At 45.7% G+C, this 15,456-nt stretch carries 15 protein-coding genes and 1 riboswitch; of the genes, 3 read left to right on the top strand and 12 right to left on the bottom strand.

What is annotated here, in order from left to right; all coding sequences use genetic code 11:
- Positions 1-41 precede the first annotated feature (41 nt).
- Positions 42-225: riboswitch (cobalamin riboswitch) on the bottom strand.
- A 195-nt stretch (positions 226-420) separates the two neighbouring features.
- From rbr to ACZ5KY_RS08655, 9 genes are all read right to left on the bottom strand, one after another.
- Complete coding sequence (gene rbr / locus ACZ5KY_RS08695; protein ID WP_464243503.1) at positions 421-999, bottom strand: rubrerythrin; 579 nt, start codon at positions 997-999, stop codon at positions 421-423.
- 59 nt (positions 1,000-1,058) lie between these two features.
- Positions 1,059-2,516 carry a catalase gene (locus tag ACZ5KY_RS08690; protein WP_464243502.1) on the bottom strand — a complete coding sequence of 486 codons (1,458 nt, stop codon included), beginning with the start codon at positions 2,514-2,516 and terminating at the stop codon, positions 1,059-1,061.
- A gap of 145 nt (positions 2,517-2,661) precedes the next feature.
- Complete coding sequence (locus tag ACZ5KY_RS08685) at positions 2,662-3,099, bottom strand: Fur family transcriptional regulator (protein ID WP_464243501.1); 438 nt, start codon at positions 3,097-3,099, stop codon at positions 2,662-2,664.
- 118 nt (positions 3,100-3,217) lie between these two features.
- Entirely contained in the window at positions 3,218-3,421 is a 204-nt protein-coding gene (locus ACZ5KY_RS08680; RefSeq protein ID WP_464243500.1) for a 2-hydroxymuconate tautomerase family protein, read from the bottom strand.
- Between the two features lie 228 nt (positions 3,422-3,649).
- The gene (locus ACZ5KY_RS08675; protein ID WP_464243499.1) at positions 3,650-4,357 is read right to left on the bottom strand and encodes a hypothetical protein; all 708 of its coding nucleotides are present in this window, start codon (positions 4,355-4,357) and stop codon (positions 3,650-3,652) included.
- Positions 4,358-4,475: 118 nt separating this feature from the next.
- A complete protein-coding gene (locus tag ACZ5KY_RS08670; protein WP_464243498.1) occupies positions 4,476-5,849 on the bottom strand; it encodes an alginate export family protein in 1,374 nt (457 codons plus the stop codon).
- A gap of 184 nt (positions 5,850-6,033) precedes the next feature.
- Positions 6,034-7,506 (bottom strand): cytochrome c3 family protein, encoded by a 1,473-nt coding sequence (locus tag ACZ5KY_RS08665; RefSeq protein ID WP_464243497.1) that lies wholly within the window; start codon positions 7,504-7,506, stop codon positions 6,034-6,036.
- A 381-nt stretch (positions 7,507-7,887) separates the two neighbouring features.
- Positions 7,888-9,150, bottom strand: a complete 1,263-nt coding sequence (locus ACZ5KY_RS08660) for an acetate/propionate family kinase (protein ID WP_464243496.1) — start codon at positions 9,148-9,150, stop codon at positions 7,888-7,890.
- A 115-nt stretch (positions 9,151-9,265) separates the two neighbouring features.
- Positions 9,266-10,153 carry an AraC family transcriptional regulator gene (locus tag ACZ5KY_RS08655; protein WP_464243495.1) on the bottom strand — a complete coding sequence of 296 codons (888 nt, stop codon included), beginning with the start codon at positions 10,151-10,153 and terminating at the stop codon, positions 9,266-9,268.
- A gap of 215 nt (positions 10,154-10,368) precedes the next feature.
- Here ACZ5KY_RS08655 and ACZ5KY_RS08650 point away from each other — a divergent pair, with 215 nt between their 5' ends.
- The gene (locus ACZ5KY_RS08650; protein ID WP_464243494.1) at positions 10,369-11,541 is read left to right on the top strand and encodes an iron-containing alcohol dehydrogenase; all 1,173 of its coding nucleotides are present in this window, start codon (positions 10,369-10,371) and stop codon (positions 11,539-11,541) included.
- A 69-nt stretch (positions 11,542-11,610) separates the two neighbouring features.
- On the opposite strand, the gene ACZ5KY_RS08645 is transcribed toward ACZ5KY_RS08650, so the two are convergent.
- Positions 11,611-11,982: a winged helix-turn-helix transcriptional regulator gene (locus tag ACZ5KY_RS08645; protein ID WP_464243493.1), complete on the bottom strand. Its 372-nt coding sequence runs from the start codon at positions 11,980-11,982 to the stop codon at positions 11,611-11,613.
- Positions 11,983-12,172: 190 nt separating this feature from the next.
- On the opposite strand from ACZ5KY_RS08645, the gene ACZ5KY_RS08640 reads away from it, so the two are divergent.
- Together ACZ5KY_RS08640 and ACZ5KY_RS08635 are read left to right on the top strand one after the other, a co-directional pair.
- Entirely contained in the window at positions 12,173-13,273 is a 1,101-nt protein-coding gene (locus tag ACZ5KY_RS08640; protein WP_464243492.1) for an NADH:flavin oxidoreductase, read from the top strand.
- A gap of 3 nt (positions 13,274-13,276) precedes the next feature.
- Complete coding sequence (locus ACZ5KY_RS08635; protein ID WP_464243491.1) at positions 13,277-13,567, top strand: putative quinol monooxygenase; 291 nt, start codon at positions 13,277-13,279, stop codon at positions 13,565-13,567.
- A 192-nt stretch (positions 13,568-13,759) separates the two neighbouring features.
- On the opposite strand, the gene thiE is transcribed toward ACZ5KY_RS08635, so the two are convergent.
- Together thiE and thiM are read right to left on the bottom strand one after the other, a co-directional pair.
- The gene (thiE, locus tag ACZ5KY_RS08630) at positions 13,760-14,386 is read right to left on the bottom strand and encodes a thiamine phosphate synthase (protein WP_464243490.1); all 627 of its coding nucleotides are present in this window, start codon (positions 14,384-14,386) and stop codon (positions 13,760-13,762) included.
- Between the two features lie 8 nt (positions 14,387-14,394).
- Complete coding sequence (thiM, locus tag ACZ5KY_RS08625) at positions 14,395-15,192, bottom strand: hydroxyethylthiazole kinase (RefSeq protein ID WP_464243489.1); 798 nt, start codon at positions 15,190-15,192, stop codon at positions 14,395-14,397.
- Between the last annotated feature and the right edge of the window lie 264 nt (positions 15,193-15,456).

The following is a 15,456-nucleotide window of genomic DNA, read 5'->3' as shown; positions in this document are numbered from 1 at the left end:
CATCCACAAGACTTAAACACGCATCCCTGCCTAGGGCTAAACGCATCACGATACCTCAGACAGGTCTTCTGACTTCTAGATCAACCTACTTGCTGCGTCTTCCCGCCCAAATTTGGCAGTGACATTAAGCAGCGTTCGTCCCTAGTTACAGCGGCGGGCCCGTCCCTGATTTACACAGGGTTCCCTATTAAGCTCATTTCGAGCATCTGAAATAGTTTGTATGTATTTACAATGTTTTATACTAAATGATTAAACCACTACTTTTTACCAAGATTCTACCAATGAGTCAAACAAGGAAACAAATAACTAAACAACATTACCTGTGTATCACAATCCCTACTCTGCACAATAAAGCCCTCCACTTATCAACAGTGAAGGGCTTTTAAATTGAAACAATTGACTTAATACCTTGGTAGAAAACTACCAGTTTTCACCAAGAATTTCGAAATGTGCTTGAGGATGAATACACGCTGGGCACAACTCTAATGCCTCAGGACCAGTGTGAAGATATCCGCAATTACGGCAACGCCATGTCACAGTCTCCTCACGCTTGAACACCACACCGTTGTCAATATTAGCCAACAGATCACGGTAACGCTTCTCATGTTGCTTTTCAGCCACACTAATAGCCTCCCATGCTTCAGCAATGTCGACAAAACCCTCTTTACGAGCAACCGCAGCAAAAGCTGGATACAACTCAGTGTGTTCCTCTTCCTCACCGTTGGCCGCCGCAAGAAGATTTTCAGCTGTTGTGGCAAGTTTTCCTGCTGGATAGGTTGCGGTAATCTCCAGATCGCCACCCTCTAAAAACTTAAAGAAACGCTTCGCATGCTCCTTCTCTTGTGCAGCGGTCTCTTCAAAAACATCCGCAATCTGAACAAAACCCTCTTTTTTAGCAATACTAGCAAAATAAGTATAACGGTTACGAGCCTGACTTTCCCCCGCAAACGATTTAAGTAGATTTTTCTCTGTTTCAGTCCCTTGAACACTTTTTGACATGATCATTCTCCTTTTAAATTGCATGATTTACACGACCCATTGTCGCTATTAAAATATACCTATGATTGAATTTCGTCCATGGTCAAATTCATCTCTTTTGCAACACCTTCACCATAAGCAGTATCCGCTTGATAACAATGCTTAGCATGGCGCACTTTTATCTGTCGTGGTGCATCGCCCATGGCTCGGGCGGTATTGCCAAATAACGCCTGCTGCTGCGCCATTGTCATCAAACGAAACAGATTACCCGGTTGACTAAAATGATCGTCGTTATCTTCATAATGATTCCAATGGGCGGCATCACCTTCAAGTTTAAGCGGTGGTTCGGTAAAATCGCGTTGTTCTTGCCATTCACCATAGCTATTGGGTTCATAGCCCAATGTACTACCATGGTTACCATCCACACGCATCGCTCCATCACGATGATAACTATGGAACGGGCAGCGAGGTTTGTTGACCGGGATGAGATGATGATTCACACCGAGGCGATAGCGTTGAGCATCGCCGTAGGAGAATAAGCGCCCTTGCAACATTTTATCCGGTGAGAATCCAATCCCAGGAACAATATTTGTTGGATTAAACGCCGCTTGCTCGACATCAGCAAAATAGTTATCAGGGTTACGGTTCAGTTCAAAAGTGCCGACATCCATCAATGGGAAATCAGAGTGTGGCCATACTTTGGTCAAATCAAAGGGGTTGAATTGACACGCATCCGCCTGCTCTTCAGTCATCACCTGAATCTGCATCTTCCAACCTGGATACTTACCTGCTTCAATACTCTCATACAGATCACGCTGATTGCTTTCACGATCTTTACCAACAATGGCTTCCGCTTCGGCATCCGTTAAGCACTCGATCCCTTGCTGAGTTTTAAAATGAAACTTAACCCAATAACGTTTTTGATCCGCACTAATGAGGCTATAGGTGTGACTACCATAACCGTTCATATGTCGATACGAACGTGGAAGTCCGCGCTCACTCATGGTGATGGTTACTTGATGCAACGCCTCCGGTAGTAGCGTCCAGAAGTCCCAATTATTATGCGGACTGCGTAAATTAGTCCGTGGATCGCGCTTAACAACATGGTTCAAGTCAGGAAATTTTAGGGGATCCTTCAAAAAGAACACCGGTGTGTTGTTGCCCACTAAATCCCAATTGCCCTCTTCAGTGTAATATTTCATGGCGAAACCACGAATATCACGCTCAGCATCGGCCGCACCACGCTCACCCGCTACAGTTGAAAAACGGACAAACATCTCTGTCTGCTTGCCAACCTGAGAAAAAATCTTCGCTTTCGAGTACTGGGTAATATCGTGAGTAACGGTAAACGTACCGAATGCTCCAGAACCCTTCGCATGCATACGCCGTTCAGGAATCACTTCACGATCAAAACTTGCCAATTTTTCCTGAAACCACACATCTTGCATCAACAGTGGCCCACGTGGCCCCGCTGTCATGACATGATTATTGTCTGAAACAGGCGCACCAGCATTCGTCGTCAACTTCTTTTTGTCCATGATCCCCTCCTCGATTGATTAAAGATATACTTTATTGAGTATTGCAATTTTAAGCTCACTGTCAACTTCATGCCCTGGCCCATAAAGCAATAACAAATACTTCTTAGTAATAATTCTTACTAGTGGTGCAAAAAAAAAGCACTTACTATCCTTCTAAGCACTTTTCACACACACCATAAACAACAACACTGGCTTGTTCAAACTTGCCCCACTTATTTATCTCTTCTGGCAGAGAGGCTTGATCAACCAACTGCCATTGAAAATCAATAATATGATTACATTGACGACAAATCAGATGATGATGACGCATATGCTGTACCTCAAATCGGGCCTGACTCTCTACGGTTTCAACCTTATGGATCAAATCATAATTGATTAATGTCGTCAGCGTGCGATACACCGTGTCTAATGATAGGGTTGGCATACGCACAATAAGCCGCTGGTGCAAGGTCTCTGCAGTAGGGTGATCCTTTGACTCAGCTAACTCTTTGAAAATTTCCAAACGTTGCTGAGTTACACGTAAATCTTTCTTACGGCAAATCTCTTGAAAAAGTTCCATATGGTTGGCATGTGCTGAGTTCATTCCCTGACCTCTATTGTCAAAACCCTGTTAGTAATGTTTCCTATATAGGAAAAGTACGCTTTCACTCGTCGAGTGTCAACACATAATTTACGTGCAAAGGATTCACAAAAGAAAAAAGTTACTTTTCTCCCTTACGCCGTACGGTAATACTCTCGCCGCCAATCCCCCAATTATCGGTATCCACCTCTTCAATCACCACAACGGTTGTTGCTGGATTTTTACCTAAAACGTCCACCAATAACTGAGTGGCGCCTTTGATTAATTCGGCTTTTTGCTCGGCAGTCGCCCCTTCACGGGTGATCTTAATATTGATAAAAGGCATCACATTTCTCCCAAAACATTAGTCATTAAATTCACCATCTAAATCGGTACACAGGGCAAAGACAAAGATTCAGATCCCATTAGTACGGCCATAGTAGCGTCTCAAAGAGGGGAGAACAAATAAAAAGGCATAAATTAGTACAACGCCTCAGCACTGTTTTACTAAAGCAATTCAAGTCTTTATAAAACATGGATAGATTTTATAGCAAACGATCCATCCAGAAGATTGCTACTTATGTAACAACCGCTTAAATTGCTCTGGAAGCTGTTTAACATTAAGTTGAGATTGATTCACCAGCTCACCCCAACTACGACCATCGGTGATCACCTGAGAAAGCAGAGATTCCGCACTTTGTGAAGATGTATCACGGATCGCCACCAACAGCAGCACCATTTTATTGGTCGCACTACTCTGACGCAACCGTTGCAAGACATCTGGGCGGTACAACCCCTGTTCAACAAGAATTTGATCGACAATCAACTGATCTAGGTGAAACGGAACATCTTCTGTCGATGCAGCCTGCGCAACATCAACTCGTATCGCATCGTTAAATGGACGACCTAGAATCGTTTCATCCAGCGCTAACTGATCAACAATCGAGCGCCAACTTTCATCATTATCCCGACGAGACAACAATTGATCCACTGCGATTCCGCTTTTCTCTGCGAGCCAATAGCTTAACCACAACTCTTCAGCAGTCATCCCCTTCTGTTTTTTTATCACCACCGATTTTTTACTGATATCAAAGCGTGCGGCAAAAAATGAGTTTTGCGCAGTGGCGAGAAAGTAATCGTCGGCAGCATGAGGTTTTTGGCTATCAAAACTGCGGTCGCGAAAACAGTGACAATTAATCGTTGGTTTTGCCAAAGTCACCATGGGTGTCAATAACACAAACAGGGCAACACAAATGGATAAAGAACGCATTGATTGACGCATTATAAACCTCCCGAGAAAAGTACATGTCCTCGCTGGAACGAATAAGTTTGAAACAATAAATCGGGTCGCCATTTTCAGGCGACCCGATTAGGCACAGATAACAAACGTGGGGTTGCGCCTAGAAGTACAAAAATGCGCTAATTTCGACCAGTTTCATATCTTGGTCACCACCGGTGTATTCCTCGCCAGCCGTCTTAGGGGTTGCCCAAGCGAACACAGCACTAATCCACAGGTTATCAGTCACACCATAATCAGCATAGAGGTTAACTTCTTGAGCAAAATGATCATCACTCAAGTCTTGACCGAAGAGGTTCTCTTCATCGAGAACAAAATCGTAGTAGATCGCGCCAACATTTAACCCTTCAAAAGGTACCATGTCGAGCTTAACCATGTGAGTTTTTTGATTACTGTTGAACAGGTAATACTCGCCAACAATCTCACCAAGGTAGTGATTTCCCCAACCGCGTAACGCACTATAGAATAGCGGGTCGAAGTTCTCGTAGTCGCCGTCGCCACCATCAGCAACCTCTAAAGCACCATCTTCATCGCCGCTGAAAAATGCGTATTTATAAGTCAACGTTGGGCTCCAAGGTAGTGCCGCAAACGTGTAGCCCGCCTCTGCATAATAAGCATTCGCATCAACGCTTTGACGGTCTCCCTCAGTTTGTTGCACGTACTCAGCCGCTAAAAACAGGTTTTCAACGCCAGCACTACCCTGAGCACGAACACTGTAGGTATCCATCCCTTTGCGATTACCATAGAAGTTACCCTCTTTAGCATCGTCAACAGTGATGTATGATACGCCAACAGTTCCCAGATCTTCACTGACATACTCAACATTTACCCCGTATAACTCAGTGTCACCATAATCAAGGTCAGACATCAGATAGAACACATCGGTATGCACCGCGCCCATATCCGCTTTAGCAATCGCTGTTTTCTTGAAAGACTTGCGCGGTGCCATCCAATAGCAACCATAGGTACTATCAAACTCACCATCAGCAATCAAAAAACCATCACCAATACTAAAATCTTGCTCACCAACAGAGAGATCAAGGGTATCAATTCCAATACCAGCGAGCACAGTGGTATTGACACCGATATAGGCTTGCTCAGACTCCCAGCCATCTGAACTATCGGTCGTGAATCCTGCGATATCGCCATCACCGTAAGTCGAAGAAGCGACAATACTCAAACCACCATAGATTGTACCGAAAGTATCGTTGCTATAGGAAGCGTTCAATACAGGTTTGGCGTACATCTCGTACCAACCAACGGAACCCTCACCATCGTAATCATCCATATCAGCGCGATAAACGCCATTACCAAAACCAGCGTTATCGGATGAAAAAACACCCAGCCCCAATTCCATATCGAGACTCGACGAAAATCCACCCTTCTCATATAGAGAGAATGCCTCAGCAGATGTCGCACCGATCATGCATGTGCATGCTACCAGTGCTACACAAAACGTCTTCATTATTGCTCGCATTGCCTACCTCCAAGTGTTGTGTTCTTTTTCGACAACCATTTAGTGTAATGACCGTAAAAACGAATACTCTTTATCAGCATTGAGTTACTCATCAACCACCGTTCGATTCAACGAGCTTGCTTCGCCACATTCACTATGCAGCGAAGCAAGACGCATCGATCAAATCAGCGTTGAGTTTAGTATGTTAATGCTTGGGCAACCGCTCAGCAGGAACGGCCCACTTTATTTCGCTCAACGGATCATTACCACCGAGATCAAGATCGCCCTTTTTAAGGAACATCTCTAGGTTGCCGTTGTGGCAGTTATCGCACATGCTGCCACTGGCTTTAGCCGCATCGGATACCAGTGGATTACGTGCGACAAAGTGCGCCGCAAATGATGTCCACATCGATTTTGTTTCTGGGTTGGTGGTGTCGACAACGGGGGCACCATCGCCGAATACGCCATCGCCCATACCAGCGTGATTAAGTGTTGTCAGTTTACTGTGCACATCACCAGGAATGGATAGTCCTAACGTCACATTGAGATCATCGGGATCACCACTGCCCCAGGCACCAACAAATTCTGGCTTTTCACCATCGTGACAACCAAAGCAGTTGGCATAAGGCTGGGTATGACACGAAACACATTCCATTTGAGCCACGTGATCCACCCCTTTTACTGGATGATCGACCACTTTATCGTCATGACATTGAGCACAACGCACTTTCACCACATCACGCTTCATGTTTGGTTCAATCAAGCCAACTTCAGTGGTATCAGGGCCCTTGTAATACAATTTCCCTTCGCTCATCTCACTTAAAGGACGGCCGTGATACTCAATAGCATCGGTATGGCAATCGGTACAGCTCATATCCGCATCCGTGGCATGAACGTCTACTTCTAGATGATACTCAGAGTTTTCGTAATGACACACGTTACAGGTTTTCTCGTTGGAAGGCTTTTTAGTGAATTGGTGACTATTGAGCAGACCACCGCCAGCAATATTTGGCTGACTTACATGACATTGACCACAAGTGGCATGGCAGGTGTTACAACCCATATATGGCTCTGGATCATAAAAAATATCATCAAACGTTTTCTGCGCATTGGGAGTTTGTGCCAAACGATCGCACAACCCTTTTGCTACGCCGTTCATGGTGAAGTGCAACGATGATTTAAAATCATCAACCATCCCTTGACCGTGACAACTGGCACACACTTGACCGCCATCAGCCGTCGGATCGGTTGCAAGAGCAGTATGCCACGCAGGAGTTAATGCTTGCTGACCTTCAGCAACATCCTTATGACAAGCCAAACATCCCTGCTCGCCATGAACTCCCATCAGTTCAACATCGACAAACAGTTGTGCAGCAAGCAACTCAGCCGTTACCGGCTCTTCCTCTTCCCCTGCAACCTCTTCTTCAGCCGCGTGAGGATCGTGTTGTGCAACAGCATTAGCCGCCTCAAGCGCTAAAAACTGTTCGCGGTTCGCCTGCAAGAATGCCTTGTTACCATGACACACAAGACAGCTCGCACCCAGTTCGACCTCCGAACTCGATAACGCTTCTGACGCTGCAAGCGCAGGACTGGCATTATTGTCGTTCAGGATGCAGCCAGCAATGCCGCCCCCAACCACAACAACCAATGCTGCCAAGCAAAAAAATGATCTCTTCATGGTACCTCCCGTTTCCTTAGTCTGATATGGTTCCGACCTTTCAAAGGGTCGGGCTATTGCTTTCAAGCCTGCACCTGTGCAGGCTGAAACACACACTGAAAGCACTGGCACATTAATTTGCGCCGATCCTCATTAACCATAAAGGAACAAGCCAGAAGAGAGATATAGGGAGAACCCCTAAAACGAAACAACAAACCCCTTGTATTGATGGAGGAAAAACTCCAAAGAGAAAGGGGGGTAAGGCGTGACTCACCTCTAACTACCTAAAGATATACAAAAAAAGGATTGATTTATCGCTAAGCAATAGATCAATCCCCTTACATTCATTATTGGTATTTTAACAGCAGATCTAGGAGGACAGTTGTTTCTCCTTAACCATCATCAGGGCGTAAAGCTATACTCTTGACACCACGGTTCATGACAGTTGTCGGCACAAACGAAAGCCGTATCTTCAGCGTAAACCCTCGCTTCGTGTGTTGGAATCACCCATACCTGGATTGGCGAATCATCATGACTGATCCGTTCAGGAACATCGGATAGCCCCGCCTTGGCATTACGCTGTTGATCTAAAACAACACCAAAACACTCTAACCCCGCTAAAAATTCACACCGCGTTGCAACCTCTAGTTCCCCCTGGCCCGTACTAAAAACAATCGCATCACAGCCACCTAGGGCGGCAAGGTAGGAGCCTATAGACTTCTTCAATCCATAACTTTCCATTGCCATCGCCAATTTGGCTCGGCTCTGTCCTTCGAGGCTTTTTTCAAGCACATCTCGCCGACCACGACACTGGCCAACAATCCCCACTAGGCCACTTTTTTCATTCAAGATCTCTTCTACCTGTTGCGCACTGAGTTCCTGCCAGTCCATAATAAAACCGGGGATTCCGGGGTCAACCGTGCCGCTACGTCGTGTCTGCATCGTGCCATCAACGGGGGTAAATCCCATACTGCAATCAACGGACCTGCCATCGGCAATCGCACAAAGTGAAATCCCCAACTCCATGTGAATGGTGATCAAACGACACTGATCAATAGGCTTTTCCATCAACGTCGCCACACAGCGTGACAGATACAAGTGGGAGGAGCCGTGAAAACCATAACGTCGCACCGCGTGTTTTTCGTACCACTCATAGGGTAAAGGATAGATATAGGCAGACGACGGCATAGTCTGATGAAAGGCAGTGTCAAAAATGGCAACATGCACCAATGAGGGCAATAGTGCCATCGCTGCCACAATCCCTTCACGATTCGGACGATTATATTTCGGTGCCAAGCGCTCCAATTGGTGAATTTTTTCAAGAACCTGATCATCAATAGCAACAGACTGACGAAACAGTTCACCACCATGCACGACACGATGCCCAACCGCCGTAATCGTCCACGAAGTTGGCGTAGAAAACCCGCGCTTCTGCCCCGAACTCGCTAACAGTTTCAAAACATAATCAATTGCACTATGCAGATCGTCTAAAATGTGCGATGTCACCACGTGACGCTGTGGTTGAATATGGTCGCAGGTTAACTCAGCATGACAACCACAACCAATCCCCGTCACAGTACCCCAAGCCAACTGACTAAAATGTTCCGCATCAAACAAAAAATATTCAAGTGAATTCTGTCGACAACTCAATGTTAAGATTGCCATAGTTGTTATTCTCCGAAGCTGCAAACAACTTTATGAAACCCAAATTCTTCACCACTGTTGAGAATTGAGGTTTCATAAATAGTTATTTAGTTATTTTTACAGTAATAAATGGAACCTATTGGCGTATTTCTCTCACTATTTCCGTCGGACTCTGACCAAAATAACGTTTAAACTCGCGACTAAATTGTGATGCGCTTTCGTAGCCCACCTTATTGGCAGCAACATAAGATTTCATCTTATGTTGGACGATAAAATCACGCGCCTTAGTCAAACGAATCTTTTTCAGATATTGAAGAGGCGAATCAGATGTTATCTCTTTAAATGCTCGATGAAATGCTGAACTGCTCATGCAAGCCTGTTGTGCCATAGATTCAATATCCAAGGGTGTGGCGTAATCACGTTGAATCAATTTTAACACTCGGGCTATACGGGCAAAGTGACCATTGTGAGCCGCTAACGCATAAAGGACGGGAGCCTGCTTACCTTTCAAGGTTCGAAAGAGAATTTCACGCATCAGATCAGAACCCATAATCTGAGTTTCGGTTTCCGACTGCAAACATTTGAGTAAACGAGCTAAGGCATCACTCATCTCAGGGTCCAAAGGCGCTGGACCAATACCGAGATGGAGGTCACTATTGTTTTGTACACTGTGTTCATGGTTCGGCCCGAGCTGGCCAATCAGTTCATGAAGCACGACTAAATCGACATCGATATAGAAACCGAGCAAGGGTTGTTCTGGCGTTGCAAAGGTGGCACATTCAAATGGCATGGTCACCGAAGTCACCAGATAGTTATTTGGATCATAGGGAAAAGAACGATCCCCCAAATAACCAACCTTATTGCCCTGCACAACAATGCAGATCCCAGGATCATAGATCATCGGACTACGCGGCAAGGACTGCAGCGACTTAAAGAAACGCACACCAGGCAATAGAGATTCAGAAATCCCCTGTGGCAGGTCAAAATGGTTCATCAATGTACTCAACTCATTCAAAGCTACCATCAACCACAGTTCTCCGTTCCCACAGATAAACACGATTAGACAAGAATATCATCTATTAATGCCGTAAAGGTACATCACCCAGCAGGAATAGGCAAGCAATTAGCAGGAACAGGTATTTGCACTTTTGACCGTTGTTGTTAGACTCTGATTCAAGAATAACAAAACTCTTATCGTCTAAATATGTGACAACAACATTCCTAAGAGAGGAAATACTAATGCTAAATTTTAATTTTTACAATCCCACCAATATCCTGTTCGGCAAAGGACAAACCAGTGAGCTGAACAACCTAGTACCAAAAAACGCCAAAGTGCTCATCACTTACGGCGGTGGCAGTGTTATTAAAAATGGGATTTTGGAAAAAATTAAAACCGAACTCGCAAAATCTCCACGCAAAATTATAGAATTTGGCGGAATTGAACCAAATCCGAAATTTCAAACCTTGATGAAAGCCGTAACAATGGTGCGCAACGAAAAGGTTGATTTTCTGTTGGCGGTTGGTGGTGGCTCGGTGATGGACGGCAGCAAGTTTATCGCTCTAGCAGCTGATGCGAAAAACTTCATCGGCAAAGAGGAGCAACTGATGTCTTATGGTTTTCAACCTGTACCGGTAGAAAGTGCTATCCCCTTAGGCACCGTAGTCACCTTGCCAGCAACAGGTTCCGAGATGAATTGCGGCGCTGTCGTCAGCCATGGTGAGGATAAACTACCAGTATTCAGTCCCCACATTTTCCCTAAATTTTCTATTCTAGATCCCGACTTCACCGTCACATTACCAGCAACACAAGTGGCTAACGGCGTGGTAGACACCTTTATCCATACGGTTGAACAATATGTCACCTACCCAGTCAACGCCCGTTTTCAAGATCGCACGTCAGAGGGTATCCTCCAAACACTCGTCGAAATTGGACAGAAAACAGTAAACAACCCCAACGACAGTGATGAGCGCGCTAATTTGGTGTGGTGCTCAACGATGGCTCTAAATGGATTAATTGGTGCTGGAGTTCCTCAGGACTGGTCTGTCCATATGATCGGTCATGAAATCACGGCGATATTCGGCCTCGACCACGCCAAGAGTCTCGCTATCGTTCTCCCTGCCATGTGGCGTGTTCGTCGTCAGGAGAAAAAAGAGAAATTACTCCAATACGCCGAGCGCGTCTGGAATATAACCTCAGGTGATGAGAATGAGAGAATTGATTTGGCGATCTGCAAAACCGAAGATTTTTTTCACAGCCTCGGCATGAAAACCCACCTTAGCGATTACGATATCGATGAGCAAGGGATTGAAAAAATCATTCAAGGGTTGGAGAAACACGGAATGACGGCCTTATCTGAACAGCAAGACATCACCCCGGATATCTCCCGGACTGTTTTGCAACACGCACTATAGGCACACAGCTAAAATTCGGGGGTGTCCTCTACCGTAGCGGACGCCCCTAAAAAGTACCTACCGAACCAATTAAACAGTTGTTTCGGCCAACACGTTTTCGCAACGGTAACCCTCGGCCCATTCACACATCTGATTCAAAATAGGCATGACACTATGCCCCTTATCAGTCAGCGAATATTCAACTTTTGGCGGAACCTGCGCGTACACTTCACGATGCACTAAACCGTCGCGTTCTAACTCACGCAGTTGCTGAGTGAGCATTTTACGCGTTGTCGCTGAAAATTGGCGTTGCAGCTGTGAAAAGCGCATCGTTTCAATAGCCAAATGCCACAGAATAGATGTTTTCCATTTACCACCGATAACGGCCAACGTCACATCGATGCCACACTTATAGGTTTTATCGCGAAACAAATAACATTCTTGTGGTTGAGTTGTGTCCATAATCAATACTCCGAGCAATTCAACAGTACCTTTATATACCCTGACGTACCCTTTTGGGTACTACGTATAAAAAAAGTACGTAATTGACGATATGTCTCCTATGGTCGATAGTAGCTCAAAAGTAGTTAGTAACGCAACGATTGATGAACCTCTGATATTCATCAATTTCCCAACAAGGAGTAAACATATAATGGCTAAAATTTTTGAACCAACCGCAATTGGTCGCATGGCGTTAAAAAACCGCCTCATTCGCAGTGCTACATGGGAAAATATGGCCGACGATAAAGGTCACATGACCGACAAACTGTTTAAGGTTTATGAAGACCTCGCCAAAGGCGGCGTTGGCATGATTTTAACAGGCTACGCCTTTGTTGTAGAAGAGGAACAACCCAATCCCGGTATGATGGGAATTTATGACGATAGCTTTATCGCTGAATACCAGCAACTCACCACCATGGTGCATCAGCATAACAGCCGCATTGTCGCTCAAATCGCCTATGGTGGTTCGCAAACGGGTTACCCCGCCGAAGGTCGCTTGATCTGGGGGCCATCCGCCGTGGCCGACTTAGCCACAAAGGTGGTACCAACAGAGATGACACAGGATGATATAAACACCCTCGTCCACGCCTTTGGTGCTGCCGCCAAACGCGCTAAAGAAGCGGGCTTTGATGGCGTACAGATGCATGGCGCACACGGCTATCTATTAAGCCAATTTTTGAGTCCCCATTACAATCGCCGAAGTGATCATTATGGTGGCAGTATTGAAAATCGGGCGAGAATTTTCATTGAAGTCTATGAGCAGATTCGCCAACAGGTCGGTGATGACTATCCGGTATTGATCAAAATAAATGCGGAAGATTATTTTGAAGATGGGGCAGTTTTTGATGACTGTCGTTATGTGTGTCATCAATTAGCGCAGCGCGGGATCGATGCCATCGAAATCAGTGCTGGCACATTCGCTTCAGGAGAAAAGATTCCCGCACGAGCCAAAATAAATACCCCAGAAAAAGAAGCCTACCATGCCCAGTATGCTATACAATTAGCCAACGAATTGGATATACCAATTATTACCGTCGGTGGACTGCGTAGCCCTGAGGTGATCGAACAACTGTTAGCAACCAGCCGTGTCGCGCTATTTTCATTATCACGGCCATTATTAACAGAACCCGATCTGCCCAACCGCTGGCAAGCAGGTGATCGTCAACGAGCCAAATGCGTCTCCTGTAACGGCTGCTTACAAAACCGTCCCGGCGGTAACGTATGTATCCTCAATATTAAAAAAGGAAATTAAAAAATGTCTGAAGTAATTGTCATCGCAACCATCATCGCCAAAGAGAACGCTATCGATACAGTAAAAGCTGAACTCCTCAAACTGGTCGAAGCCACCCTTAAAGAGCAAGGCTGCAATAGCTACCTGCTCCACTGTGATCAAAACTCCCCCGCGACCTTTGTCTTTTACGAAAATTGGGCCAGTGCTGAGCATCTGCAAAGCCATATGGAAACAGAACATTTCACCCAATGTTTGGCTACCATTGAAGAGTTAACCGAAGATACAGTTATTCAGGAATTGACTCAACTCGCTTAACGAAAAATGCCGATTCGGATATTCCGAATCGGCATTTAGACTTTCAACCAGAGTGAAACAACTGCGGTGGCAATGATTTAACCAGCCGCCATTGCTTGGACTCGATTTCGGCATGCCATAAATCATAATTCTTCGGTATGTTCAGCCTTAATCCCTTTTTAACCACCACTAATTCTTCCAACTATATCCTGCCTATTTCACGTGCAGTTTACTTAATTGCTGGGCTGCTTGGAGCGGATCAACGGCCGAACAAATGGCAGAAACGACCGCAACACCGTCGGCCCCCGCCTCAAGAACACTCGGAATATTGCCGATATGGAGGCCACCAATCGCCACGAGTCGATGGCGAGATATCTGGCGAATTCTGCCGACACCCTTAAGCCCGAGTTGTTGCGTTAGTTCACTTTTGGTCGGAGTCACGAAAACAGGACTTAATCCCAGATAATCAACATCCAAATCTTCAGCTTCAAGTGCATGAGCCTCAGACTCGACGGAAAGACCGATAATTGCATCGGGCCCCAACAACCGACGCGCATCACCATAAGGCATGTCACTCTGGCCAATATGAACACCGTCAGCACCGATAGCCAAGGCAATGTCAATCCGGTCGTTGATAAGAAGTGGAATCGCTGTGGGTTTCAACACCGCCATAATGGCACGGCCAAACTCAATGAAATCTCTCGTTGGGCATTCCTTTTCGCGCAACTGTACAATAGAAACACCCCCCTGAACTGCCGCCTGAACGATATCGATGAGATCTCGTCCACGGCACAACTCGCGATCGGTGACCAAATGCAGATCTAAATTTAACTGTTTCATTTTGACTCCTAGTGTCGCCAATACGATTCAATCTGTTCATTGGTTAGGTTGTAAAATGCATCAATGAGGTGAACCTGTAGGGTTCCCGGCCCTGCAGATTTCTCCGCAGCAATTTCGCCACAAATACCCATGACTGACATGGCATGGGTTGCCGCGGCAAGGGCATTGTCATTGACCGCACAAAAGGCACCGACCAGCGCCGTAGCTGTGCAGCCGAGGCCAGTAACCTTCGGCATCATCGGGTTGCCGTTACGAACCTGAAGTTTGTTATTCCCATCTGTGATCAGGTCAACAGCTCCACTGACGGTAACCACACACCCATATTTCTGTGCCAACGCGAAAGCAGCACTTTCAGCGTCACTCTCTGCCGCCGAGCTATCGACCCCTTTGGTCTGCACGCTACTACCAGCCAGAGCCATAATTTCGGAGGCGTTCCCTCTGATCACGGTCGGGGCAATCTGATCAATCAAAGTGAGGCAAGACTGGGTTCGAAAAGCTGTTGCACCGGCGCCAACCGGATCGAAAACGATCGGAATCCCCTTACCCTTTGCTGCTGTCATCGCCAGCGACATGGCATCAACCCACTGCCGATTGAGGGTGCCAATGTTGATGACCAGTGCCGCAGAAAGTGCTGCCATCTCTGCCACTTCTTCAGCCGCATGGGCCATAACCGGTGAAGCACCGATAGCGAGCAGCGCATTGGCAGTATTATTCATTACGACAAAGTTGGTAACATTATGCACAAGCGGTGCATTATCCCGTATTTTTTGCAGATCATTACATAGATTTTGAACAGTTAATTTCATGTGAATCCTATCTGGAAATTTTAAGTTAGTTCAACAGCCCTGACCCAGCACTCACAACAGTTTAAGATAGAGACTTTAACACCAAAATCGATTCAGCTTGTTTAAATTCAGGTCAAAAGAGACCCGCGAAATCATCACCACTTACCTTTACAGCAGAATCATTTTTATTTTGCCGCTCTTTAACGATAACACCCAACTCATAGTCTTTATTTTCTCCATCAACAACGCATAGGTATCAGCAGAGATCAAATATGTCGTTAATTT

This window comes from Desulfuromonas svalbardensis, assembly GCF_055389415.1.
This window is presented reverse-complemented; position numbering and strand designations above follow the sequence as displayed.

Excerpts from the sequence above, each read along its gene's own strand:
- rbr (WP_464243503.1), bottom strand. The coding sequence starts at position 999 with ATGTCAAAAAGTGTTCAAGGGACTGAAACAGAGAAAAATCTACTTAAA.
- ACZ5KY_RS08670 (WP_464243498.1), bottom strand. The coding sequence starts at position 5,849 with ATGCGAGCAATAATGAAGACGTTTTGTGTAGCACTGGTAGCATGCACA.
- ACZ5KY_RS08685 (WP_464243501.1), bottom strand. The coding sequence starts at position 3,099 with ATGAACTCAGCACATGCCAACCATATGGAACTTTTTCAAGAGATTTGC.
- ACZ5KY_RS08675 (WP_464243499.1), bottom strand. The coding sequence starts at position 4,357 with ATGCGTCAATCAATGCGTTCTTTATCCATTTGTGTTGCCCTGTTTGTG.
- ACZ5KY_RS08660 (WP_464243496.1), bottom strand. The coding sequence starts at position 9,150 with ATGGCAATCTTAACATTGAGTTGTCGACAGAATTCACTTGAATATTTT.
- ACZ5KY_RS08650 (WP_464243494.1), top strand. The coding sequence starts at position 10,369 with ATGCTAAATTTTAATTTTTACAATCCCACCAATATCCTGTTCGGCAAA.
- ACZ5KY_RS08645 (WP_464243493.1), bottom strand. The coding sequence starts at position 11,982 with ATGGACACAACTCAACCACAAGAATGTTATTTGTTTCGCGATAAAACC.
- ACZ5KY_RS08690 (WP_464243502.1), bottom strand. The coding sequence starts at position 2,516 with ATGGACAAAAAGAAGTTGACGACGAATGCTGGTGCGCCTGTTTCAGAC.
- ACZ5KY_RS08635 (WP_464243491.1), top strand. The coding sequence starts at position 13,277 with ATGTCTGAAGTAATTGTCATCGCAACCATCATCGCCAAAGAGAACGCT.
- ACZ5KY_RS08655 (WP_464243495.1), bottom strand. The coding sequence starts at position 10,153 with ATGGTAGCTTTGAATGAGTTGAGTACATTGATGAACCATTTTGACCTG.
- ACZ5KY_RS08680 (WP_464243500.1), bottom strand. The coding sequence starts at position 3,421 with ATGCCTTTTATCAATATTAAGATCACCCGTGAAGGGGCGACTGCCGAG.
- ACZ5KY_RS08640 (WP_464243492.1), top strand. The coding sequence starts at position 12,173 with ATGGCTAAAATTTTTGAACCAACCGCAATTGGTCGCATGGCGTTAAAA.
- thiE (WP_464243490.1), bottom strand. The coding sequence starts at position 14,386 with ATGAAACAGTTAAATTTAGATCTGCATTTGGTCACCGATCGCGAGTTG.
- thiM (WP_464243489.1), bottom strand. The coding sequence starts at position 15,192 with ATGAAATTAACTGTTCAAAATCTATGTAATGATCTGCAAAAAATACGG.
- ACZ5KY_RS08665 (WP_464243497.1), bottom strand. The coding sequence starts at position 7,506 with ATGAAGAGATCATTTTTTTGCTTGGCAGCATTGGTTGTTGTGGTTGGG.